The sequence below is a fragment of the Nostoc sp. JL34 genome, from assembly GCF_017114945.1.
Taxonomy (GTDB): domain Bacteria; phylum Cyanobacteriota; class Cyanobacteriia; order Cyanobacteriales; family Nostocaceae; genus Nostoc.
Genome location: NZ_JABXKQ010000138.1, coordinates 39,211 through 63,465, shown reverse-complemented (window position 1 = coordinate 63,465; position 24,255 = coordinate 39,211). Strand labels below are relative to the sequence as shown.

Here is a 24,255-nt window from a genome sequence, read left to right as displayed (position 1 = left end):
TTACGTTAAACATCACACGGAATAAAATCATTCTCGCCAATTAAGCTAGGATTGATGGCAGTTAAAGTAGCTAACACCTGATTTGTGGAAGTAATCCGAATAGAAGTATTATTGCCACTTGCAGAGATAGTCAAAGCTCCATAAGTCAAACCACCAAATAAACCAAGTTTATCAATGCCATCCTGAAAGTTATAAATGGTATCAGTACCATTACCTGAGGCGAGAACAAAGATATCCGCCCCCGCTTGCCCATAGAGGTAGTCGTTGCCAGCACCACCATTGAGTAAGTCATCACCATTACCCCCATAAAGGTAATCATTGCCAGCACCACCAATGAGGCGATCGCTGCCATCTTGTCCATAAAGGTAATCATTGCCAGCACCACCGTTGATGGTATCATTACCAGTACCGCCATAGAGATAGATATTACCAAGACTAAATGCTGAAGCATCCAAGATATTGTCACTAATACCACCAGTCAGCGTTACTCGTTCGATGCTGGTGAGGGTATCGTTACCTAACCCAAAAAGTTGAGTGTTAGTCAATGTAAAGTTGACATTACTTGATTCAGTTAAAGAATCAATGCCATCGCCACCATCGAGGGCATCATCACCTACACCACCGAAAAAGTAATCATTGCCAGCACCACCAATCAGGTTATCATTGCCATTCTCTCCGTAGAGGTAATCATTGCCAACACTACCGTTGAGACTATCATTACCATTACCCCCATATAGATAGTCATTGCCAGCATTACCGTAGAGGCGATCGCTATCATCTTGTCTATAGAGGTAGTCATTGATACTGCCACCTAACAAGTAATCATTGCCAGAACCACCATAGAGAGAGACGTTACCAAGACTAAAGGCTGAAGCATCTAAAATATTGTCAGTAATACCACCAGTCAAAGTTACTCGTTCAACACTAATGAGGGTGTCATTACCTAGCCCAGACAGTTGACTGTTAGTCAAGGTAAAGTTGACATCACCTGATTCATTGAGAGAATCACTGCCATTGCCACCGTCGAGGAAATCATCACCTGCACCACCATAGAGAAAGTCATTGCCAGCCCCACTGATGAGGCGATCGTTGCCTTCTTGCCCGTAGAGAAAGTCATTGCCATCACCAGCATCGAGGATATCATTGCCAGCACCACCATAGAGAGAGTCATTGCCAGCAGCACCATAAATGGTATCTTTGCCTGTTTCTCCATAAAGGCGATCGCTACCTGCATAACCGTAGATGATATCATCAGCTAGGCTTCCCGTTAAAAGATCGGCTGACGCTGTACCATATAGAGTATTTTCACTGAAATCTTGAAGGTTGATTGTAACGGCTTGTACAGTACTAACATTAATGCCGTCGCTGACAGTAACTTGCAACTGGAAGTTGGGATTACTCTCAAAATCGAGGTCATCACTATCGTTGACAGTAATTTGTCCGGTGCTGGAGTTGATATTAAAGGCAGCTTGGCCATCGCGATCGCTATCTAAGTTACCATCAATAATTGTCCAGTTGGAGAAAGTGCTGCCATCCACATCTGTAGCAACTACAGTACCAACCACTGTACCATTGCTGGTATTTTCATTAACGCTGAAGCTTTGACTGGCAGTAATTACAGCAGCATCATTGACTGAGTTAATAGTAATTGGTAGGTTTTTAGAAGTACTTCCTCCTGTATTTCCATCACTCACAGCAATGGAAACGATATCAGCACCATTGACATTGGCGTTACCTCGATAGGTTAGTCCAACGATATCAGCGAGGGTGGCATTAATTTGGCTAACAGTACCAGTGAGAGTAACGTTGCTACTACTGTTGTTGCTTATACTGGTTGAGGTTAAACCACCTACCACATCGCTTTTTACTGTAACTGTACCTTTGGTTGCTGTGAGAATGACGGTAAGGGCAGAAGTTCCAGCGTCAAGGTCATTAATTACAATGCCAGGAATTGGGACTGAAGTATCCTCATTGACTGTAACACCGGGTAAGTCAGAATTCGCGGTAATTGCAATGCTACCCAGCTTAAGTGCTGATTGGGCAAAAGGCGTATAGTCTCCCAAGAAAATTAAATTGGATTTTTCATAGATGTCAGGAACTCTGGTGGGAGGTACAAAACCAGTATAATCACGCAGTCTGCCGTTAAGGATCAGATTATTGTCGGCAAATAAAGTGTAGGAGTTGCCTTGAATTGTCAAATTGTAGTTTACGCGATTAGTGGTAGTAAAGTTGACTCCTTCTGCTTGAGTAAACAAAGTCAGGTTTGGATTTGTAGCGGGAGCTTGGGAGCCGTCTTCTTGTGCCCAGATCCGGTTTGTCCAAAAGTCTAATTGGATACCCTTGCGATCGTTGCCAATTGCAATTACGCTAAAACCAGCAGTATCTGCTTTACCATCATTGTTTTTATCTACAATTCCTGAAGAACTATGGTCTTCTGAAGTCAGTTGCGCGGTAAAGCTAAGGGCATAGCCCGATTGAGTATTCAGAATGGGGAAAGCGGCATTGAGAGGACTGGTAGTTAAGTCAATTTGCTCTCCAGAACCAGGTATGTACTGGTTAATAATTCCGTGGTTAGTGTAACCAGCGTAAGCAGGATTATTACTATCAGTAGAAACTCCGTTAGCTACTGAATTACCCGCACCAGCTACACCACCTCCGTTTGATGTGAACAGACGAGAAAACCAAGGGCCGTTAGGGGCAGATGCCGCTTCTGTGGGGAACTTGCCAGTTTTTTCATCGTAAATTAGCAAATTAGTTGCTGGCGTGCCAATAATTGGTACATCATTGGTAGCTTTAACATTAACTGTTCTACTCACCGCAGCACTGATACCACCATCACCGTCTGTAAGGACAACTTCAATAGTACGAGGAGTAGTTGAAGGGTTTTCAGAGATGTTTGCATAAGTAATATTACGCAGTAAAGCTTCGACAGCAACGGGTGTTGCATTGGCATTTAGGTTAATTACCAAACTCTCACTTCCAGTACCTACAGAGAAAGTACCGATTAAGAGAGTACCGTACTTGACGATATTACCGTTGAGATTGATTTGATTAATGTTAGCGCCTTCGTTACGGATGGCTAGACGATCATCGATGCTACCACCACTCTTGAAGCTAACAGTCAATTTACCAGTTTCAAAGTTGGCAGAATCTGGGTCACTAACAGTTGTATAAGATTCTGTAATCAAAAGAGCAGGGGCATTTTCTGTGTAGCCAGCAGCATATCCTGGCCAACTGCTGATAACAGGGGCATCACTAACACCTACTTTTAAGGAGACTGTGGCAATATTAGAATCAGCAATGCCATCGTTAGTCCGATAGGCGAAGGTATCGATGCCTTTAAAGCCAGTGTTGGGGGTGTAATTAAAAGAGCCATCAGCATTGAATACTAAGTTGCCGTTTTGTGGCCCAGATACAAGGGTTGCTTTCAGGGTTGTTTTTTCGCTATCGGTGTCGTTTCTAAGTACATCAAGAAGTTGATTGCCGGATGTAGCATTGTATTGGATGCGTCCCTTAAAGCTTTCGTTTATCGGGTCGCCATCACCATTTTCTCGGAATGTGGCATCAAAGCTGAGAATCTCACTGCCAACACCGTAAATAATTTGGTTAACAGTAAATTCACCAGTCAGGCTGTTATATCCACGTCCATCACCACTGACACTTAAACCAGGCTGATTGGTAGCTTGGAATGGAAAACGTGCCGCATTTGTGTATGTTGTACCTGCTGTGAGTGGTGCGTTAAATGGAGCTGCAAATGAAAGATCCCACGATTTACCACCAGTTCCAGGTTCAGTGTAAGTAACTCGTACAGCATTATTGCTACTAGTGTTTGTTGGGTAGGCTCGTGAAGCCCCAAAATTACCTGTAGCTGGAGTATAGCTATAATAATCGCTTTGACCAATATAATTACCGCGATCGCTATCTAAAATCAGTGTTGTAATTGCAGCACCAGTCGTCAGTGAGGAGTTTTCCGAAACTAAATAGCTATCGTTTGTTGCCACTGGTGCCTGATTAGCACTAATAGCTGTACTCGTCACCTTGATATCATCAATCCCAATCCACTCATCTTCCCCATTAGCATCAGTTGTAATCAAGCGAATTTGCACTTGCGCCTGATTGCTAACTTCAGGTGGCAACAAAACGCTTAAGCGTGCTTCTCGTGCATCGGATGAATAGGGCGTTGTGGCGTTATTAGAAGCATCAGAGACGAAACCTGCTGGCAGGTTGATGAAATCCCCTGTATTACCAATGCGATATTGTACAGCAACTGGTTGAATAGAGTTGCGTGTTGACGTATCAATGTCTTTGAGCGTGAAATTTAGCCGGACGTTCTGACGTCCTGTAGCATTTAAATAAAGCACCAAATGGGGTGCTACAGCTGTTGATGAACCTCGCAGAGCAATAGTTGGGTTACTTTCATATACAAATTCTGTAACACCGCTATTTGTGTAAGTACTAGGATTACTTTGATTAGCATTCACATCAACAGGAGTTAAAGAACCATTAGTAAGCAGTGTTTGTGGGTCAATGCCAGTACTACTGACTAAATTATCGCCTCGGAATCCTCTGATGCTGGGGATGTTGCTCCAATCATCATCAATATTAATTAAATTTGGATTTGACCAGTCTTGGCTAAAGTCACTCTCTGCCAGTTGATGATAGACAGGTGCGGTAGATTTGACTATTATAGAAGCAGTGTCTGTGGCACTACTGAAGGCAGTAGTATTACCATTAACTGTGGTGTCAGCAGTACCACCGTTAATACCGCTAGTTTTATCCCAAGCACGGAAGGTGAGAGCATTACCAATATCACCATTGAAATTACCATTAGGCTGGAAGTAAATGCGGGTGTTAGCATCTGCTGCTAGCAAACGAGCGCTACTTGCAGACACTGTAGCCAGAGAATTCCAGATTGTGCCATTGTTAGTGCTGTACCACCAAGTACCATTATCAGTGTTAGTAGCGGTAATTGCGATGCCTGTTAAAGCGCCGTTGTTGGGGTCTGTAACATTACTGTTAAGGCTGACTAAGGATGATACCAATGTGCCGACTGTACTGGCAGGTGTACCTGCATTGTCATTAATGGCATTGAGGGTGACGATGGTATCAGTTAAAGTGGGTGCTGTATTCGCAACCGCAGGAGGTACTACGTTAGAAACACCGAGGAAGCGTGCTACTGCAAAGGAGCTGTTATTCACACTGCCTACAACAACAATCTTGCCATCCGATTGAGTCGCAACGACATCAGTCTCATCGTATTGACTCTTAATCGAAGTTATAACCTGACCGCCTGTGCCAAAGCTGCTATCTAAAGTTCCATCAGGATTGTAAGCTAATAGAACAGTGGTGCGATTAAGGCTGCTAGTTCCGCTATCAATATAGCCACCAACAACAATTTTGCCATTTGGCTGAATAGACAGACTATTAGCACGGTCACTAGTGCTAGCGCTAAGAGGCGTAATCACTTTACCACCATTGCCAAAGTTAGCGTCTATAGTGCCGTCCGTATTAAAACGGGCAATGGCTAAGTCATCTTGATTATAGCTACTACCATTCACGTACTTCCATACTCTTCCTGCAACAACAATTTTGCCGTCAGACTGAATTGCAATGGTATGGATTTCTTCACCAGAACTACCTATCGCTGCTAAAACTCTACCACTATTGCCAAAGCTTGTATCCAGGCTACCATCGTTGTTATAGCGTGTTAGGGCAAAATCAATGTCACTGCCATTGGTAGCTGTTCCCCCAACAATGATCTTACCATCAGACTGAATTGCAACGGCATAGCCTTTTGTACCATTGACTTTGCCAGCATTCCCAAAGCTTGTGTCTAGACTGCCATTGGTGTTGTAGCGTACTAAAACATAATCTGCATTACCGTTGCCGATATACCCCGCTAAAATAATCTTGCCGTCTGCTTGAACCAAGACTTTGTGACCGAAGTCCTCACCAAAATTGCTGATAATTTTGCCACCGTTGCCAAAGCTGTTATCTAAGCTACCATCAGCGTTATAACGTGCCAGAGCAAAATCTGGTTGGTTCGGTTGGGTACTGTCTCCCCAAATATACCCAGCAACAACAATCTTACCGTCAGACTGGAGAACAACGCTATACCCATCTTCAGTTCCGCTACCGATAGAAGTGTTAACTTTACCTACATTGCCAAAACTAGTGTCTAAACTGCCGTCAATGTTGTAGCGAGCTAAATCAAACTGACCAAAACCTCCGAAGACAACAATTTTGCCATCCGGCTGAATAGCAACACAGCGAGCGTAAATATTAGAAGTAGTAGTTACTATACCGCCATTACCAAAACTAGTGTCGAGGTCACCAGGATTAAGTACGAGTTTGATAGTAACGTTTTGGTTGGCACTGGTTACAATACCATCGCTGACGTTGACTTGCAGATTTACACTGGGGTTGCTTTGGGGATTAAGGTCATCAAGATCATTGATAGCCAACTGTCCGGTATTGGGGTTAATACTGAAAGCTTGATTACCGTCACCATCTGCGTCTATATTTCCACTTGCGATCGCCCAGTTAGAAAGGGTGGTGTTTGCATCAACATCTGTAGCTGTTAAAGTACCGATGATTGTGCCGTTGCTAGCATTTTCAGGAATACTTAAAGGATAAATGGATGTAACTACAGGTGCATCATTGACAGCATTAACCGTAATTGAAGCTGTGTCAGTAGTACTACTAAAAGCGGTGGAACTACCATTAGCACTTGTGCTGGCCAAGCCACCATTTGTTCCATTAGTTTGATCCCAAGCACGAAAGGTGATGGCGTTGCTGATATTGCCGTTGAAGTTAGAGGATGGGCGGAAATAAACACGGGTGTTAGCATCTGCTGCCAACAGGCGAGCGCTGATATTGGACACTGTACCCAAACTCAACCAGTTTTCCCCATTGTTAGTGCTGTACCACCACGAACCGCTAATAGTGTTCGCCGCAGTAATAGCTATACCAGTTACTGCTCCACTGTTGGGGTCGTTGACGTTTCCTCCTAAGCTCACTAATGAGGAAACTAAGGTACCGACTGCTCCAGACGGTGCGATCGGATCTTCGTTGATTGAATTGAGGGTAACAATCCGCAAATATGCAACGCCACTTAAAGCTCAATGCACAGGAGTTAATAATCTTACAGCAGGGCAAAACTCTTTGAAACTGGCTAAAGCTCAGGGAGAGCTAACTTTTTAATGGGGTTGGGGGATCTCTTGTACGTAAGTCCTACTAAAAAATTTGTAGTATCCTCTTGACATTATGTAGATTTTGTATTACAAATGTAGTATAAAGATAAAAGCCTCCTCAAAAGGCAAAACTAAAACCTCTCGGAACCTTGACAATTGTATAGATGCTACTTTTTGGGGATTAGTTTAGCAACCTCTTTCGGTAATGTCCACTTTTGGTTGGGGCCGCGATTGGTGTTCGACTGCTCCGAAACCAACAAACGGACGGTTGCAGGATTCGGGTTCAATTCCCGACGGCTCCACTAGACTCTACTTCGATTGAAGTTGCGTAAATGCTTACTCAATAAGTCGAGTAACATCGCCTCAATAAGAGCATCGGCTTGATTTAAACTTGGGTCTGTAGCTCTAACGGTAGAGTTCCTAGATGTCACTTGTGCCCTAACAGAAAAAGCTTACATACTAGCTCAATAGTAGAGCTATCGTCTCTAAAACGATAAGTTGCAGGTGCGATTCCTGCGGTGTAACCACAGCTTTTTCAACTTGCACGAGGTGTGAGTGTAACTCTCACAGGGAGGGTATCGGTTCAATCCCGATCAGATCCACTAATATCAATTCGTAATTAAAACAAGAGGTGATTGCAATGGTTCATATTCGATTTGAAGGACGTTCTGTTGATGTGCCAAAAACACAATTGGGAATTGCAGCAGGGATGAATGATCTGGCAGTGAAAGAGCGCGTTGCTCGGCATTTAGATGTGAATAGCGATCGCCTTTCTGCTTACGTAATAGATCGCCGTCCTAGTGGCGATCTGATCGTCCGCCCTGAAGCTGTCTATGGTTAAATTTCCTAGTCATCCGTGCCCTAACAGAAAAAGCATACATACACATTGATAACGGCCCTAAGGTAGTAAAATTCGAGCGATCGAATAAGCGAAGCATGATTTCTAAGTCTCTCGCAGATTTAGCGTGCGTGCCCACTGCCAATATTTGGTAAGAGCGACCGTAGCTGTAAAAAGCTTCTTGAACTTGCACGGAATGAATTAAGACTTAATTCCGCGCCCTAACTTGTAAAGTCTACACACTATCCGGCAACGGATCACAGGTTCGATTCCTGTCGCTCCCTTTGATGGGAGCGTAGCCAAATTGGTATAGGCAATTGTGAAAACTGCTTTGCTAACTTGTGCGGAATTTCAATTATTTGAATTGTATTTATCGATAACCTTTACTCAATACGGAGGTGAGTTCAATGATGTTAGCTAACTCATGTTTAATAACAACTCAATTAGTACAACTGCATTTAAAAAACGTGAGATATGAGCGAACATCGTTTGAGCGAGATTGTAATTGAGCGTCCTCGCGGTGGGAGGAGAATTAGCCTCAAAAAGGTGACTGGCTTTAAGAAGCAATTATACAAAATCACCCAGGATGCCATTCAGGATGGATTGTTGAATCCCTACCTGATTAAACCAATAAATAAATCCAAGTATCTTTCAGACCATCTCGGCCCTCTGCGTCGTTTTTTGCGATCGCAAGTCGGACAACCTTGGAATGAGGTTTACAGCCAACTGTGTCAACGGCTAGATCCCAGCACAATGGCAGGACAGCATGTTATCGATCATGTGTGGGACTATGTTGAACGGCATGTGGAAATAATTGATGGTGGTTTCTATAGCAAGCCTTATCAAGGGTATCGAAATCAGCTAAATACAAGCCAACGCGATCGCTTCTATATCCATCCTGAAACCAGAATTCTTTGTGCAGTCGAGACAGTGCCTCGAAAGCAGAAGCAAAAGCAGGAACAAAGTGATATTGTCATCATTGATAATTATCATCAATACCAGAAGCTAAACGACATTTGGTATTTCATTACCTTTGAAGATTTTCCACCGCCACCAACTCATTATGTGACGGATGTTGTCAAAGGGATAATTCATCGTTCTGCGGCAATGTATAGAGGTCGAATGATTTACGCTGTTAGGAAACAGCAGTGTAACAAGAAAGAAATTCGATTTATTTTAAATCAACTTTCTAAAACCTAAAATTTTCACTTCGTGCCCTAACTGAAAAAGCTTACATACTAGCCGAATGGTAAGGCACTTGACTGAAGCTCAAGCAACTACGGTTTCAAATCCCGTGTGTGAATCAACAGCTTTTTCGACTTGCACGAGGTGATCTTATTTCATTTCAATATGGAGGTGAGTACGATGAAAAAAATTAATTCTTTCAACATCGAGCCTGAAAATTTCGACGAATTTGACGATTTCTGCTTTTGAACCATCAAGCAAACGTCGTCGTGGCTACCCATCTGAAAAAGCTGTCAAACGTGGCAATCGCCTCGTTCATGGCGACAAGGAACTACAAGAAAAGCTTGGTAACAATGACCTTTGTCTTTGTGGTTCTGGTCGCAGCTTTCAAAAAGTGCTGTCGCAATAGCGGCAGATATGATGGCAGCTTACGCAGCTACTACTTTTAGGGAATAAGAGCAAATTTGATAATTTTTCGCTCATTACCCAGTCACTAATCCCTAATCCCCAGTCCCTTTTACTTGGCAGTTGTTGCCGCGCCCCGATCGCAGAAGCTTACATAACTCTGCACAAGTTATACACAATGCTTCTACAACTTGCGCGGTGATATCACCTCGCGTGCAACATCTGCCTCCTCATTCATCACAACTAGAGGAGGTTCATAATGAATACCGCAGAACGTGACCTGCGTTTGGAAATGCTCAACAGTTTGCTCACAACTCCTCACCGCAAACTTGAGCAAGTCGCAGAAATTCATCAGTTAATTGTTGAACTCGATCCCATCTTCTACGGACACCTGGCAGTTTGGTATCAGCGTCATGGTGATGTCCGCGACCACAAGGAGGTGTTTATTGCTCATTTGTTAACTAGCAATTTGACTGAACACCGAGATGCTGGATTTATGATGCTGCAAGAGTTTCCACCCTATCAGGTAGCTCGTGTGGTGGACTTCATGAAGCAGCAGCAGAATAAACTGCCTCGTTCCGCTCGGACTGCGGTACGGCGTTACTTGAAGACACGGGAGAGCAATCCGGCTCTGTTCGATCGCGCCGCTTTGCGAAGTCGTAAAGCAATGAAGCACTTATATGCTTCGCTGCACATCAAGCCAAATGAGCGGGCAAATGCGATTCTGTTCCGCGATACTCCTCCAGAGGGTTCCTTAGCAAATGTGCTGAAGCAGCTTGCTAAAGCAGAAAGTGCGGCAGAACAGGCACGGCTGATTGTGGAGTTCAAAATTCCCTACACGATCGCAATTGGTGCAATCAAGCAACTTACACCAGTTGTCTTGGTGGCGTTAATCAATAGCATGTCTCCACAAGAAGCGATCAACAACCTCAAGTCTCTCCAGACTAGAGGTGCAATGGATCACCCACAAGTTAAGAAGCTGATTGATTCCAAACTGGAAGCAGCGTCTAAGAGTGGGCGTGTCTCAGCATTCAAAGCACAGATTGCCACAGACGCAGGAGATTTTGACGCAGACACCGTTGCCCAACTGGAAAAGGTGACAAACGAACAGGTGAAACGGCGTGGTGCGATCGCTCGTCCAACTGCTTTATTGGTAGACAAGTCTGGTTCAATGGAAAATGCGATCGCGATCGGTAAGCAACTCGCTGCCCTAATCTCTGGTATCACTAACGCAGAACTGTTTGTCTACGCCTTCGACACCATTCCTTACGCTGTTACGGCAAAGGGCAAAGAGTTGACTGACTGGGAGCGTGCCTTCCAGCACATCAATGCAGGCGGTGGTACTAGCATCGGCTGTGCATTGGAAGCAATGCGGAAGAAGAAGCAGGTAGTTGACCAGATAATTTTGGTGACGGATGAGGGCGAAAATGCGGCTCCTTACTTCGGTGAAGTTTACAAGAACTACTGCCGGGAGTTGGCGATAATGCCCAATGTGGTGATTGTCCGTGTGGGTACTCATTACAACTGGGTGGAGAGTCAATTAAAGCAGCAGCAAGCACCTGTAGATACGTTCACTTTCGCGGGTGACTACTACAGTTTGCCGAACATCGTCCCACTCCTGACGCGCCCCTCTCGCCTGGATTTGCTGATGGAGATTTTGGATATGCCGTTGCCTGTAAGAGAGGATAAGTAAGGTTAGAATATGGCATTGCTTGTCAGTAGAAATGATGAGCAATGCTCTCCATTCAATTACGAGCTTTTAAGATAACGATGACTACACCACTCAAAGAATGGTCTGAAGAAACTATTCTCTCTATGATAAAAGATAAAGTTCAGGAAAGCCTTGAACTTGATTATAAGGAATGTCCTGCAATCTTTCCACTTACTGATAAAAAGAAAATAGAACTTAGCAAAGATGTCTCAGCTTTTGCTAACTCTGCTGGAGGCAGAATTATCTACGGTATAAAAGAAAATGGGCAGATCCCTACTGAAATTGATACAGGATTTGATCCTAATACCTTGTCAAAAGAGAGATTAGAACAGACTATAAATTCAAACATTCATCCTCGTATCAACGAACTTATCATTAAGCAAATAGAACTGGTTACTACTAACCCAGGTCATGTATTGTATGTAGTTTCAATTCCTCAAGCTACAACAAGAGCACCTCATCAAGCTGCCGACAAGAAATATTACAAACGCTTCAATTTTGAGTCTTTCGCAATGGAGGATTATGAGATTAGAGATATTCTTCGTAGAGCAACAACACCTGATTTACACTTTAATTTTTCTCTTGGTGGTAAAGAGCCTGTTCCAATACAGTTTTTTCAAGATCAGCCATTCTCTGAACAAGTAGATATGATTATTGCTGTAGAAAATAGATCAGAAGAACCTGCATCCTATGCTGTGATGGAGGTCTTTATAGATTCCGCTCTAAAATTATCTAACTCTACTGATTTAGCAATAACAGCAGATAATGTCTTTCTTAATTTGAAGGATGATCAAAAACTATCTGTTACACAGCTGAGTCAAAACTGGGCTATTCCTGGGAAATTGCCTATATTCAAGGGAACTAGTTTTAGAATTACAGATACATCCATTAAGCTTGCTATTCCAAAGGAACATGCTGATTCAGAAAGAGCGTATATTGGTGCATGGAAAATTAGATCGCCTGGAATGACTAATAGTGGTTTTTTTGCATTTGTCCTCAAGAACAATTGTTTGACAGTAACTAAAGTTTAAGTCCTGCTGATAAAATTCAGCGATCGCTCTACTCCAAAATCTCCCTTTTCATCTCTTCCAATTTTATGTAGTATATTGTATTATATTAAAATCCTGCGTGCCCCAACTCTTGGAGCCTACATACTAGTACGAGAGGAAAGGTAACACTGCCAAATGCAGTGGGCGTGTGTGAACGGGGAGTGCGAAGAACCTGGGAGGTAGGCTTAAAAGTAGCCATCCTTGAAAGAGTGTATAACAACTCACCAGCGGAGTCCCTTTAGTAACTGAGAACACGCAATGCTCCACCAACTTGCACGCAGGAATTGTACTACTTTCTAAGTAAAAGGCTATCGATTAACAAAATGAAAATTAACTTCAAGTCTTTGACTTTAATACTTCTATAGCTTTAAATCCTTCTATAGTCTGACCTAAAAATATCATGGGAATAGCCAAGCCAAACGGTTTACCTGTTTGAATCAAATTGTAAACGCCAGTCAACACATTTAGCGACATCAATCCTACTGCAATACCTAGTGCAATTTTTGATTTACGTTGTACAAAGAAACCTAGAACTAAATAAAGTAAACCAAAAAATAAAGAACAAAAAACCAATATTAGATAATCAGGCAATCGACTACCAGCAACAAAGAATATTATGCTTAGAAAAATACACAAAACTCCAATTGCGTAAACTGCACGGTAAGCAGCTGCTAACTTTTTTCGGGATTCTGATATTTGTTGTATTTGGGTAGTCATTATTTTTCTATTTTTTGGATTTATTGATCGATATTATGTTTTTTTATATACTCCGTTGCTAGTAATAATCTTGGGTAATTATGCGTAAACAGAGATAATGATGACTGACATCCGTAAGTTAATCAACCAAATTGCGATCGCAGAAGCACAATTGTCTACAACCCAATTCCTTGCGCCCTGTGTCAAAGGTGGACGAGTTCGCACACGGGTAGCCGGGATGATCTACACCTTCAGTCCAAAGCCTAGTAAATTTGAAGGTTGGGGCATCTTTCAGGCTGTGGATGAGAAAACAGCAACGGTTGTAGAAGAAGCAGATTTACCCCAAATTGCAGAATACCTGCAACACTTTCCCCAAATACGGCTGCGGTTAGCACACCAGCTGCGGGGACAAACTTGGTTAGCATACCCGGTTAATGAAGTAGATATGCGTCAACGGTTGAAAGTAGTTAAGCCGATCGCAGTCCACTTAGTAACCGAGGGCGTTACCTTTGAGCAAATCATTGCCCGATGGAATGGACAGTCATGCTGGTTCGAGGAAGTAGATCGCCGTACCGATCCGGCAATTTCTGAAACTCTGCAATCTGCTGTCAAGCAACTCATTTCTGCTGAAGAATTACAGTTTAAGGGCATTACTCCAGAAATCCGCACAGTGTATGAATTAGCAACGCGGCGCATTGAGGGCTTTACTCAACCCCAACAGGATGAAAAGCGACTAAAAAAGGCTTTGCAAATGGGTGGCGGTGAATTAAATCAATTCCACGATCGCAACGATTACTGGACAGTAGATTGGATAACTGCTGATGGTGTTCGCCATAGTAGTGCGATCGCTAAAACTGATTTGACAGTTGTCAGTTCTGGTATTTGTCTGAGTGGACGCGATCGCGATTTTGACTTGCAATCCTTAGTGGGTGTCATGGAACAACAAGACTAGTGAGAACAAGCTGACTAATTAATTACGAATTATTATGAGTATCTTTTTTCACGAACAGCTTTACCGCAGCAATGCTGTGATGACAAAGTTGAAGAACTATCGTGTAACAATTTGTGGCGCTGGAGCATTAGGAGCTAACATTGCGGAAAACTTAGCTCGGTCTGGTTTTGATAAACTTACAGTGATAGATCGCGATCGCATTGAGGAGCGTAACCTTTCAACTCAGCCTTACTACCGTTCTGATGTGGGAGCGTTCAAAGCGAAAATCTTGGCAAACAATTTATATCGAGCAATTGGTACTAAAGTTGATGCCAAAACAAAGGAGTTGACACCAGCAAATACAAATCAATTACTTCAAGACAGCCAGCTAATTGTTGATGTCTTTGACAATAGCGTGGCACGTCAAGCAGTGAAAGATTATGCTGAACAATTAAACATTCCTTGTCTTCATGCTGGACTATCGGCTGATTATGCAGAAGTAATTTGGAATGAAGTTTATCGGGTTCCTTCTGAGGTGAATGATGATGTCTGTGATTATCCTTTGGCACGAAACCTGGTGATGTTAACCGTTGCTGTGGCGTGTGAAGCGATTATCTCATTCATTGCAACAGCAGAACAGCGTAACTTCACCATTACCCTAAAGGATTTGACTGTTCAATCTCTGTTTTTATAGGTTGCGTAGAAGCTCTTAGCAGCTTGTCGCAGACATCGCCCATCAGAATTTATTTTTTAACTGTCTTCTTAACTGTCTTATCTGTCATTGCATTTTCTTGCCGATGGCGAGAAAATACAAACGCGCTAGGAAAAAACATTTGTCAACAATGTAATTAGCTCAATAGAGTCTATTCTTTTTGAGGAAAAAGTCATGAGTTCAGTCAATCAAAGGCAAAGCCATATATTAACACAAGGTCAAGGCATTTATCTGTCTGCCAATCCCATTCAAACCGAAAAATTCTCTATTCAAAAGACTCTAAGGGATGGGGGAAAAATCCGTTTCAAAATTCGTTATTCAGCTAAATTACAGGGTTTCTGCCTGCTAGAAGTTTTTTTGATGAAAGCATATAACGGAACACAAACTGCTAGCATAACCATCCCTAATAGTGGTTCGACTGCTAATATTCAAGAACAAGAGCAAGAATTTAGTATTTGGGAACCAGGAGATTATTACTTATTTTTCAAAATGTCTTCTAATAATGGAATATTTGATATTGAAGATTACCAGCTTTCTTGGTCAGCTAGTTAATTGTTTTTCGTTGAAAATACCAAAATTAGCAGCTTTAAACTACAGCAAAATAAAGGCTTTAGTCGTCAGCATTTAGGATTAAAAAAGGCTTTTTATCTGGCTTATAGATCAAAATAGTTTACCTCACTAACTTAACAATCCATTGTAAAAAGCTTACACTCAAGAGAAGTCTGAGCGGAGTAAATTGCCGCTCAAACTTCTCCTTTCCTTCTCTACAAAAGGTTGCATCTTGTTAGCTTGCTTGTATTGTAGAGGTAAGGTGGGCACAAGAAAACGAGTATCTGATAGTTTTTGATCAGGCACGTTTTTGCAATGATTTATATTCAAATTCAGCAACGCCTAGTTGTTTTTTAAAGTAAGCACGGTAAAGTTCACAACGCGGGAGGATGCGATCGCCTTCATAAGCGATCAACCCCAAGCTTTCGAGCTTATGAGCGTCAATGGGATTTAGAGAAATGCTTTGCTTTGCGGCCACAACTTCAATATATGCCTTTACCAAACTGGGATTTTCTTGCAGGATTGCCCAGTGTCGCCATAAATGATAACGATAGATACCGCCGTTAGTGATCGCATCCCGGATCAGTTCTTCTAAAGTAATTCCTTGACAGCAAAGATAATACAGAGCAATCCGAATCAGTGCTGGATGTCCCCCCACCAGAGACATCAGTTGGGCAACTTCGTTATTATAGCCCCAGTCTAGCCCATGCCGTTGGCCTAAATATTCTACTTGATGCTCAGTAAATTCTGGTAACCGGATCGGTAGTCCGATATTAAATGGGGATCGGTTAATATCCAGGGAGACATATACTTCTGTGGAGTAAACCACTACTAGCCTCAGTTTCTGCAAGTTGTTATCTTGTCGTGCTTCCTCATACCAAGAGCGCAACAAACCAAAGAACTCCTGAGCAATTTCAGGATATTCAAAAAAACGGTCAACCTCATTTAACACTAAAACTACTGGACTTTTACTCTGCTTAAGCAAATAAGATTGCAAATATACACTGCAACTCAACTTACAGCCTATTTCCTCATCCCATTTTTCATCTAGCTTGGGATCAATGCCTAATTCTATTGCAATTTGCCAGCAAAGAGAACGCAAAAGCTTGTTCAAGTCTGTTAGACAGCTTGAATCGATTTGGTTGCAATTCACGTTCACCCGATGATAACCTTGCATTTTGGCAAAGGCTAACAGCCGCAGCACAAGAGAAGTTTTACCCATCTCTCTTGGTGCTCGAATCCGGATCACACAGCCTGGTTGAATTACTTCTCGATAAACTAGTTCCTCAATAGGGTGACGTTCTACATAGAAGGGGGAATCTAAAGGTACGGGGCCATCTGGGTATGACCAAAGATTTTCGAGTTGGTTATGATGTTGAGTAACAAATGAATCTAAGGATAAAGACGGAGATAATTCTTTTTCTTCTGTGTCTAAACTTAATGAGAGAGTTTGAGAACTTACAGTATGATTCGGTTCACTCAAGATTGCATAGTCTTCCCTGCGTAATTCTAAGTTAAAGGCGCTAAAGCACAATTTCAGGGTTTTTTGATCTACGCCTGTATTCAACGACCATAATCGGTTTAGAGTTTTGGTAGAAACATTCATGCGATCGCCTAAATCTTCTAGAGTGAAGCGATGCCCATTATTTTGTACCTTTTCCATAGCCAGAATCGACGCCTGTAAACGCTTCAACCCAGCTATCGTTAGGACAAGTCCTCGTCTTCGCGTGCTCTTAGATTGCTTCATATCGCTAATTATCTATCTGCTTTTTTTTCTTTACCGTCTTAGCTATCTCCTCATTGTTTCATGTTTTCAAACGGTTATTCTACAGTTACTTAGCTGTTCTTGAACTATTATAAAGTTAGTAAAAAAATATACAATATTGTTTTATGAGAGTTGGATGAGTGGGTATAAACAAACATAACTATAATTGATTGTCATTTTTGCCCCTTCTATGGAAAGCCGCTGACACTGCTGGATCAAGAGTTTTTTGTTACTTGCAAATAAAAAATGTTAGCCTTAATAATCTGATACGCTTTTAAGCTGCATAGTTCAAATCGCTAGAAAGACACGGGGATGCAGAGACGTAAAGATGCAATTTGAATGACGATTAACTTAGTTCACTTTATTCGTACCGATTTACTCAGTGTTACTGAAAGTTATTTCTTATCTGGTATTCATCTGGATTTTGCAGTGCAGATGCATTCAACAAGGTGTAGGCGATGTCTACGACGGGCTGTGACGCTCGCTTCTCGCAGACAAGACTCGCTAAGGGTGACGATTCTCAAAATTAGCGATTATCTGTTGGATTCAACACGCAGTAAGGGCGCACAGTTAGCTGTACGCCCTTACTAAAGACTTATATTTTATGCAACTTAAAAACCCTACAATCTCTCATCAGGAAGAGTAAGCGCATTACTCAAGTATTAGAACAGTTCGGTGTTCTTAGGACTTGCTGCAAATATAGTACGGTAACGCATTTAGCGTCGAACTTGGTTAGAGATATCTTTGCCTGTCTGTACCGCACTGTCCCCTACATCATTAGCAGTTTTCTGAGCACCCTCTACATACCCAGATCCAAATTGTTTAAAGGCTTCTGCTGACTCTTTACCAATCTTTTCCAGTCGTTTACCAGGAGAACCTTCGGTTTCACGAGCTTCTTTATTCCACTCTCCTATTGTTTTCGGTCTTTGAGAATCATCTTGCTGTACCTGTTCGCGAACTCTTTCACCTAAGGCTTTATCATTTTGCCCATAAGCAACATTCGTCGTCAGCATCAGAAAACCAACAATGACAACAGCCAAAAAACTTTTTATCTGAAGTCCTTTAAGCAAGGTACTGATGTGACTAATCGTCCTAGAAATCAAATTTATCATGCCAAGTAGGTTGCTTTTTGGAGTACAAGTAAAGACTAACTATAAAAAAACAATTATCCTTCTAACAAAAGGCATATCTCAATTATGAAAAATATCGGTTTGTAGCTAGATTGCTTGCTCTATCCCATTCCAACCCCAAACAACTCAAAGCGATTTTCGTCAATCTAGTGAAAGGGCGAGAACTAGGCAAGCAAGCTGATTTAGGAGCATCCCATTTTGGCGGATCTCGCCCTGCGCTAAGGCGCACGCTACGCGAACAGACTAGAAGTCTGGGGCTATACAAACTAAACCCGCCTGCGCGGGTTTCAGAGAGTCCGCGTAGGCGGACTTCGTTTGTGTAGCCGCGATTTCCAATCGCCCGATGTTTCTAGGGACTGGGAATTTTAAGATTTGGTTGGGATCTGAATGCCCATCCAAATTTTAAAGGAATTTCCACAATTAATCCGAAAAAAGCATTTAATTGCTTAATAACAGCTTTTTTAGAATTTTATATCTTTAGTTTATAAATCATGCTTGAGATTCCTTCGACTGCCAAATGTAGCACTAAATACATTTTTAATGCTACATTTGGTCTTTAATAAAAATAGAATTAAAAAGCATGTATCTTTAGTTAGAAAAATTATCTAGCTTAAGACATAGATGCTTAATGGATAATTCCTAAAGAGTTACTAATAACAGTTAATAGTCACATGACTTTTAGGCTAGTACACTGTGGCGAGAGTTTGTCTACCTTTAACAAGTTGCTTAAGCAACTTGTCTGGTTAACTAAGATGCTCGTTGGATATCTGCTGTGCTGTACTAGAAGCATTGTTTATCTGAATAAGTGGATTTATTTATATCGTAATTCCTAGCTATTTGAAGGACTTACAGACGGCAAACTAATCCACATTTTTCCTTAATACGAGAACTGCTTCAGGTGGAAAGCCAAAGGATGAAATACTGGATAACGAAATTAGCAATCTTTATCGTATTACTGTATGGCTTGTTCCTATCAAATGATTACGCGGGAGCAAACCAACTTTCAAATACTTCTAATATTGATGTACAGCCATTAAATGAACTCCCAGCAGTTGAAAAATTAGCAAGTGCTGACAAGAATTTTACTGAGATTAAAAAAGAAGATTTTTGCCGATTTAATGGAATTGTTAATCGGATAGATAAACTAGAAGGACTCTTTACACTTTATTGCAGCGAAGATTCGGGCAAGGTTTACTTAGAACTTAAACCAGAGCAGCTAAATAAAGACTACCTAGCTATAGTAACATTAGAATCGGGAGTTGGGGAAAGTGGAATTTATAGTGGATTACCTCTTTCTGATTTTCTCTTCTACTTCCGACGAGTAAATAATAGATTGCATTTTGTTTTGCGTAATGTGAAATTCCGTACAGACAGTGAACCAGAACAGCGATCGCTTGCTCGTTCATTTAGCGATTCAGTTCTTTATTCACTGGAAATAGCCACTATTGATCCAAAGAGTCAAAATATTCTGATCAACCTGAATGAACTGCTAATGCAGGATTTTCCTGGATTAACTCCTCTATTGAAATACTCTTTACAGGCTGATTACCGCTTAGATGCACGCAAGTCATATTTTGGTGATGTTAACAGTTTCCCAGAAAACGTAGAGATTGATTCAATTTACGGTTTTTCATCACTAGAAGGATCAAATTTAGTTACCGTACCCGATAGCAGAGCACTTTCTCTGAAGGTACACTACAGTTTTTCTCAGTTGAGAGAAAACAATGGTTATATTCCCAGACTTGCTGATGACAGAGTTGGATATTTTACTACCGCTTTCCAAGATTTCTCTAACAATAATGTTCACGAATCATTTGTACATTATATTAATCGCTGGCATCTAGAACCATCTAATCCTAACGCTCCCTTATCTCCACCCAAAAGGCCAATTGTGTATTGGATTGAAAATGCTGTGCCACTAGAATACCGCGATGCGATTCGTGAAGGCGTTTTGATGTGGAACAAAGCATTTGAAAAAGCCGGATTTCAAAATGCCATTGAAGTGCAACAAATGCCAGATGATGCTGATTGGAAGCCAGCAGATGTACATTACAATACTATTCGCTGGTTCAATTCTTTGGATGCAGGTTTTGCCAGAGGGCCGATGCGCGTCAACCCATTCACTGGGGAAATATTGGATGCAGATATCATTGTGGATGCCAATATGGTGCGCTTAATTCAGCAAGAATATCACGCACTGATGGAGACAAATTCATCACTGAGGACAAACCCATGTCAAGAAAAGACAAAAGGACATGAAGACGCGGGGAAATTCCTGGATAGATTCTTTGCATCATCTTCCCCTGCTCACTTTTCCTCCTCTGAGTCCTGCTATGGTATGGAATCTTCAAATCAAGCAGCGATGGGGGCGCTGGCGTTGTCAATTTTGCCAAACACTACACCAAGTAGTGAAACGAGGAAGGAGTATGTGCATCAATATTTGCGTTCTCTCATCGCTCACGAAGTCGGGCATACTCTAGGTTTGCGCCACAACTTTTATGGCAGCACTATGTTAGCGCCAGAAGAATTAAATAATACTGAAATCACTCACACCAAAGGTTTAGTTGGTTCGGTGATGGATTATCTACCTGTGAATATAGCACCACAGGGAGTACAGCAAGGTGACTATTTTCCAGGTGTTATTGGGGCTTATGACGAATGGGCAATTGAGTATGGTTATAAAAAATGTCCATCAACAGCACTTGAGGTAACTATTCCAGAATCAGAAAAAAGTTTTTTAGACCAGATTGCACTGGCATCGCCTCAACCAGAATTATCTTACGCAACTGATGAAGATATCTGGGACATCAATCCTTTGGCAAATGTCTGGGATATGAGTAGTGATGTGCTACTTTATTCGCAGTGGCAAATGGATAATGCTCGTTTTATGTGGCAGCGTCTTGATAAGGGTTATCTATCGAAAGGAGAAAGCTATAGTAACCTGCGCCTTAAATTCAATAGAGTACTTAAATATTATTTTCGGAACGCCACTTTGCTTTCTAAATACATTGGTGGACAATCGTTTCGGCGTCTTCATAGCAGTGATGATGCTGCTTGGGCATTTGTACCAGTTTCACTTTTTAAACAGCGTCAAGCATTGACAAAGTTGCAACAGTATGTCTTCGCTGAAGATGCTTTCAGCTTTTCACCACAATTACTGAATCAGCTAGCACCGTCGCGTTGGGAACACTGGGGTAGTTCTGCACCTAATAACCGCCTTGATTATCCAATTCACGATCGCATTCTGAGTTTTCAAAGTGCCATATTGCGATCGCTATTAGACAGCGATCGCCTAAATCGGTTACAAGATATAGAATTAAAAACTCTGCCTGGAGAAGCGCTTTCCATACCAGAATTGTTCGACACCCTACAAACAGGCATCTGGACAGAAGTTTTCGCCCCCGGAGAACCAAAGCCAATTTCTAGCATCCGCCGTTCATTGCAACGGGAACATCTGAATATTTTGCTCCAGATAATGTTGGGTACTACTAATACACCCGAAGATGGTCGAACATTGGCTTGGTATGAATTATGCCAACTGCAAAAAGCCATTGATGTCAGACTCAAACAAATTGGTGAAAGCCTTGATATTTACACTTTAGCCCACTTAGAAGCTTCTGGCGATCGCATTACTAAAGCATTAAACGCGCAGTTAGTTTCTAGGTAGCAATAGGAGGCAGGGGGCAGGGGGCAGGGAGCAGGGGGCAGGGGGCAGGGGGCAGAGGGGAGGAGTTATTTCTCCTTCATCTCCATCACTCACTACTCAGCACTCAGCACTCACTAAATGTACATGGCAAAGTAGTCCTCATAAATTTCAGTATTGGTTGATAGCGTTTGTTCTACTTTTTCACGGTCTACATCGATCGCCAAACTCATGCCATTGCTGAAACTCTCTTCAGGCATGAAATCGCCACAGTATTCATTGGCGGGTACGGCTTCGTTCATCTTTTTGGGATAGCTCAAACCCAGATGGCTCATAATGGCGATAAATTGATCGCGGGTGCGATTGGCAAATCGGGGATTGAGGCGTTTTTCTTCGCCAATAGTGGAAACAGTTCGCCCTTTGTAGTCATGGGCGGGATAAACCAGGGTTTCCTCTGCGAGAGTAAATAACTGTTGCGTCACTGTATCGTACAGAGTACCCGCATCGCCCGATTGAAAGTCTGTGCGTCCACAACCGCGAATCAATAAGGCATCGCCCGTTAATAGATGAGTATTATTCACTAAATAAGCTAGATGGCTGTCGGTGTGCCCTGGTGTAGCGATCGCCTCAATTCGCACCGCGCCCACAATTAAGGTTTCGCGATCGCCAAGGGAGTGATCCGCAGACTTAGCAATGGCATTTTGGGGCACCATCACCTGACAACCGGTTTGCTGCCTCAGTTTACCAGCACCAGTGATATGGTCAGCATGGATGTGAGTTTCCAAACAGTAGCGGAGACTCAACCCCAAGTCATCCAGCACTTGTAAATCACGGTCAACCTGCTCCAAGACTGTATCTACCAGCACCGCATCTTTAGTTTGACTGTCTGCAATCAGATAAGTGTAGGTGCTGGATTCTGGGTCAAAAAATTGGCGAAACAACAGCGTTGACTGGGGGATAGTGGCTCGAAGGTCGCCGTAATCTTGTTTAGTGGCGCGAGAAATGGGCGAAACGGGACGCACCCGCACAGGTAGCGACTGCAACACCGTTGCTGCCAATGCCTGAGCTTGTTCACGCAGTTCGGGGACAGCGATCGTTTCCCACAAATTGCCTTTGCGGGGAGTGCCCAAGGTATAGAGTAGGCTTGAACGCTTGCCCTGAGCATCTAATACAGCACCATCAGTGGCAGTATCCAAACCCAAGCCAATATCGTTAGGGCGGATCAATCCTTGGGTGCGTAAATTGGCAATTAGGAATTGGGGCGATCGCTGATAATTTGCCTGTACCCCAGTGCAATTTACTACGCGGCTGACTTGCAAGACCTGATTCTTTTGTGTTTGGCGCTGGCGAACGGTTACAGCCACCGCATCAGATGCCGCTTGATAATCCTGAATCCGCCCGGCGGTAATAGTTAGTTGCCCAGAATCCAGCATTGCTTGGACAATCTTGCCAATTTCGGGGGCAATTCGATGCCGATGTACATCCCAATAGGAGGTAGCATGGCGTAAAAGCCGTTTTTGCTCCACACGGGGCAGTTGTTGCCAGAGTTGCTGCGTGATGGGACGCAGGGAATCAATCACCGATCGCCAGTTATAACCTTGCACTGTCGCCTTCTGCACCTCACTGCGAATGCGCCGCAGCAAGCCCCGAACCGTTTTCGGCGCGGTATCTGGGGTCAAGAAAGGGGGGTAGGGTTTAGTCGATTGATGCGGTAGCGGAAACAAGCCCCGGCGAGACACGGCATAAATTTTGCCCCGATGGTTGCGAGCGTGGAGTGACACCACCATATCCACCATCGTCAGTCCAGTACCAATTAGCAATACAGCTGCATCTGGCTCAAGCTCTGCCAACGCCTCGGCTGACCAGGCATGACGTAGGTAGGGAGTGTCATTGTCCTCAGAGGATTGCGATCCAGGAGGGGCGGAAGGTGCGTTTCCTAATGCCAACACAATTTTGTCTGCGACGAAAGTACGGCTGCTACCCAAGGAGACGATCGCACCTTTGGCTTGTGGCTCCACTGCCACCACTTCATCAATAACGCGCTCCAATCGGACGTTACTTGATGCCGTGGCTTCAGCTTCCTCCAAAATCGACTGGACATAAAGCCCGAATATCTGACGGGGAATAAAGCTGCTGGCGTTCAGATCATTAGGCAGAAATGCCGCCAACTCAGTGCGGTTATAGTTTAACCAACGCAGCAGATGACTGGGATCATCGGGAAAGGCACTCATTTTGCCTGCGGATACATTCAGCAAATGGCTGATGGTGTCGGTGCTGTAGGCGACTCCCTTGCCAATGTCGTGACTGCGCTCAATCAGTTTAATCAACAAGGGGCGGTTGGCAGTTTTTAACAGGTGAGCCGCTACTAGAGAACCACTAAAGCCAGCGCCAACGAGGGCGATCGTAGTGGTTGAAGGATGGGCTATCAGGACATTAGAATGCATCACA

The 24,255-nt window shown here is 42.9% G+C and carries 15 protein-coding genes and 1 tRNA gene; 11 read left to right on the top strand and 5 right to left on the bottom strand.

The annotated features are described in order from the left end of the window. Positions 1 to 5: 5 nt before the first annotated feature. Entirely contained in the window at positions 6 to 7,100 is a 7,095-nt protein-coding gene (locus HWQ44_RS25185) for a cadherin domain-containing protein (RefSeq protein ID WP_292724434.1), read from the bottom strand. A 733-nt stretch (positions 7,101 to 7,833) separates the two neighbouring features. Between HWQ44_RS25185 and HWQ44_RS25180 the strand changes: the two genes are divergently transcribed. The 6 genes from HWQ44_RS25180 to HWQ44_RS25155 all read left to right on the top strand — a co-directional run bounded on the left by HWQ44_RS25180 (position 7,834) and on the right by HWQ44_RS25155 (position 12,363). After that, positions 7,834 to 8,034, top strand: coding sequence for a hypothetical protein (locus tag HWQ44_RS25180; RefSeq protein ID WP_099100993.1), 201 nt, complete (start codon positions 7,834 to 7,836; stop codon positions 8,032 to 8,034). A 471-nt stretch (positions 8,035 to 8,505) separates the two neighbouring features. Beyond that, positions 8,506 to 9,231 (top strand): hypothetical protein, encoded by a 726-nt coding sequence (locus tag HWQ44_RS25175; protein WP_292724432.1) that lies wholly within the window; start codon positions 8,506 to 8,508, stop codon positions 9,229 to 9,231. A 32-nt stretch (positions 9,232 to 9,263) separates the two neighbouring features. Then, positions 9,264 to 9,332, top strand: a tRNA-Phe gene (locus tag HWQ44_RS25170). Positions 9,333 to 9,445: 113 nt separating this feature from the next. Continuing rightward, positions 9,446 to 9,625, top strand: a complete 180-nt coding sequence (locus HWQ44_RS25165) for an SEC-C metal-binding domain-containing protein (RefSeq protein WP_292724430.1) — start codon at positions 9,446 to 9,448, stop codon at positions 9,623 to 9,625. 255 nt (positions 9,626 to 9,880) lie between these two features. After that, positions 9,881 to 11,314 (top strand): vWA domain-containing protein, encoded by a 1,434-nt coding sequence (locus HWQ44_RS25160; protein WP_292724429.1) that lies wholly within the window; start codon positions 9,881 to 9,883, stop codon positions 11,312 to 11,314. A 77-nt stretch (positions 11,315 to 11,391) separates the two neighbouring features. Next, positions 11,392 to 12,363 carry a helix-turn-helix domain-containing protein gene (locus tag HWQ44_RS25155; RefSeq protein WP_292724428.1) on the top strand — a complete coding sequence of 324 codons (972 nt, stop codon included), beginning with the start codon at positions 11,392 to 11,394 and terminating at the stop codon, positions 12,361 to 12,363. Between the two features lie 354 nt (positions 12,364 to 12,717). Here HWQ44_RS25155 and HWQ44_RS25150 read toward each other — a convergent pair whose 3' ends face one another. Further along, positions 12,718 to 13,098 carry a hypothetical protein gene (locus HWQ44_RS25150; protein ID WP_292724427.1) on the bottom strand — a complete coding sequence of 127 codons (381 nt, stop codon included), beginning with the start codon at positions 13,096 to 13,098 and terminating at the stop codon, positions 12,718 to 12,720. 100 nt (positions 13,099 to 13,198) lie between these two features. Here HWQ44_RS25150 and HWQ44_RS25145 point away from each other — a divergent pair, with 100 nt between their 5' ends. The 3 genes from HWQ44_RS25145 to HWQ44_RS25135 all read left to right on the top strand — a co-directional run bounded on the left by HWQ44_RS25145 (position 13,199) and on the right by HWQ44_RS25135 (position 15,272). Continuing rightward, complete coding sequence (locus tag HWQ44_RS25145; RefSeq protein ID WP_292724480.1) at positions 13,199 to 14,029, top strand: hypothetical protein; 831 nt, start codon at positions 13,199 to 13,201, stop codon at positions 14,027 to 14,029. Between the two features lie 34 nt (positions 14,030 to 14,063). After that, positions 14,064 to 14,702, top strand: a complete 639-nt coding sequence (locus HWQ44_RS25140) for a ThiF family adenylyltransferase (protein WP_292724425.1) — start codon at positions 14,064 to 14,066, stop codon at positions 14,700 to 14,702. A gap of 192 nt (positions 14,703 to 14,894) precedes the next feature. Then, positions 14,895 to 15,272, top strand: a complete 378-nt coding sequence (locus tag HWQ44_RS25135; protein WP_292724424.1) for a hypothetical protein — start codon at positions 14,895 to 14,897, stop codon at positions 15,270 to 15,272. Positions 15,273 to 15,567: 295 nt separating this feature from the next. On the opposite strand, the gene HWQ44_RS25130 is transcribed toward HWQ44_RS25135, so the two are convergent. Further along, entirely contained in the window at positions 15,568 to 17,016 is a 1,449-nt protein-coding gene (locus HWQ44_RS25130) for an AAA-like domain-containing protein (protein ID WP_292724423.1), read from the bottom strand. A 357-nt stretch (positions 17,017 to 17,373) separates the two neighbouring features. On the opposite strand from HWQ44_RS25130, the gene HWQ44_RS25125 reads away from it, so the two are divergent. Next, entirely contained in the window at positions 17,374 to 17,625 is a 252-nt protein-coding gene (locus HWQ44_RS25125) for a hypothetical protein (protein WP_292724421.1), read from the top strand. Between the two features lie 125 nt (positions 17,626 to 17,750). On the opposite strand, the gene HWQ44_RS25120 is transcribed toward HWQ44_RS25125, so the two are convergent. Continuing rightward, positions 17,751 to 18,146, bottom strand: coding sequence for a hypothetical protein (locus HWQ44_RS25120; RefSeq protein ID WP_292724420.1), 396 nt, complete (start codon positions 18,144 to 18,146; stop codon positions 17,751 to 17,753). A gap of 931 nt (positions 18,147 to 19,077) precedes the next feature. Here HWQ44_RS25120 and HWQ44_RS25115 point away from each other — a divergent pair. Further along, positions 19,078 to 21,831, top strand: a complete 2,754-nt coding sequence (locus tag HWQ44_RS25115; RefSeq protein ID WP_292724419.1) for a zinc-dependent metalloprotease — start codon at positions 19,078 to 19,080, stop codon at positions 21,829 to 21,831. A 113-nt stretch (positions 21,832 to 21,944) separates the two neighbouring features. Here HWQ44_RS25115 and HWQ44_RS25110 read toward each other — a convergent pair whose 3' ends face one another. Further along, positions 21,945 to 24,251, bottom strand: a complete 2,307-nt coding sequence (locus tag HWQ44_RS25110) for an FAD/NAD(P)-binding protein (RefSeq protein ID WP_292724417.1) — start codon at positions 24,249 to 24,251, stop codon at positions 21,945 to 21,947. Positions 24,252 to 24,255 lie beyond the last annotated feature (4 nt).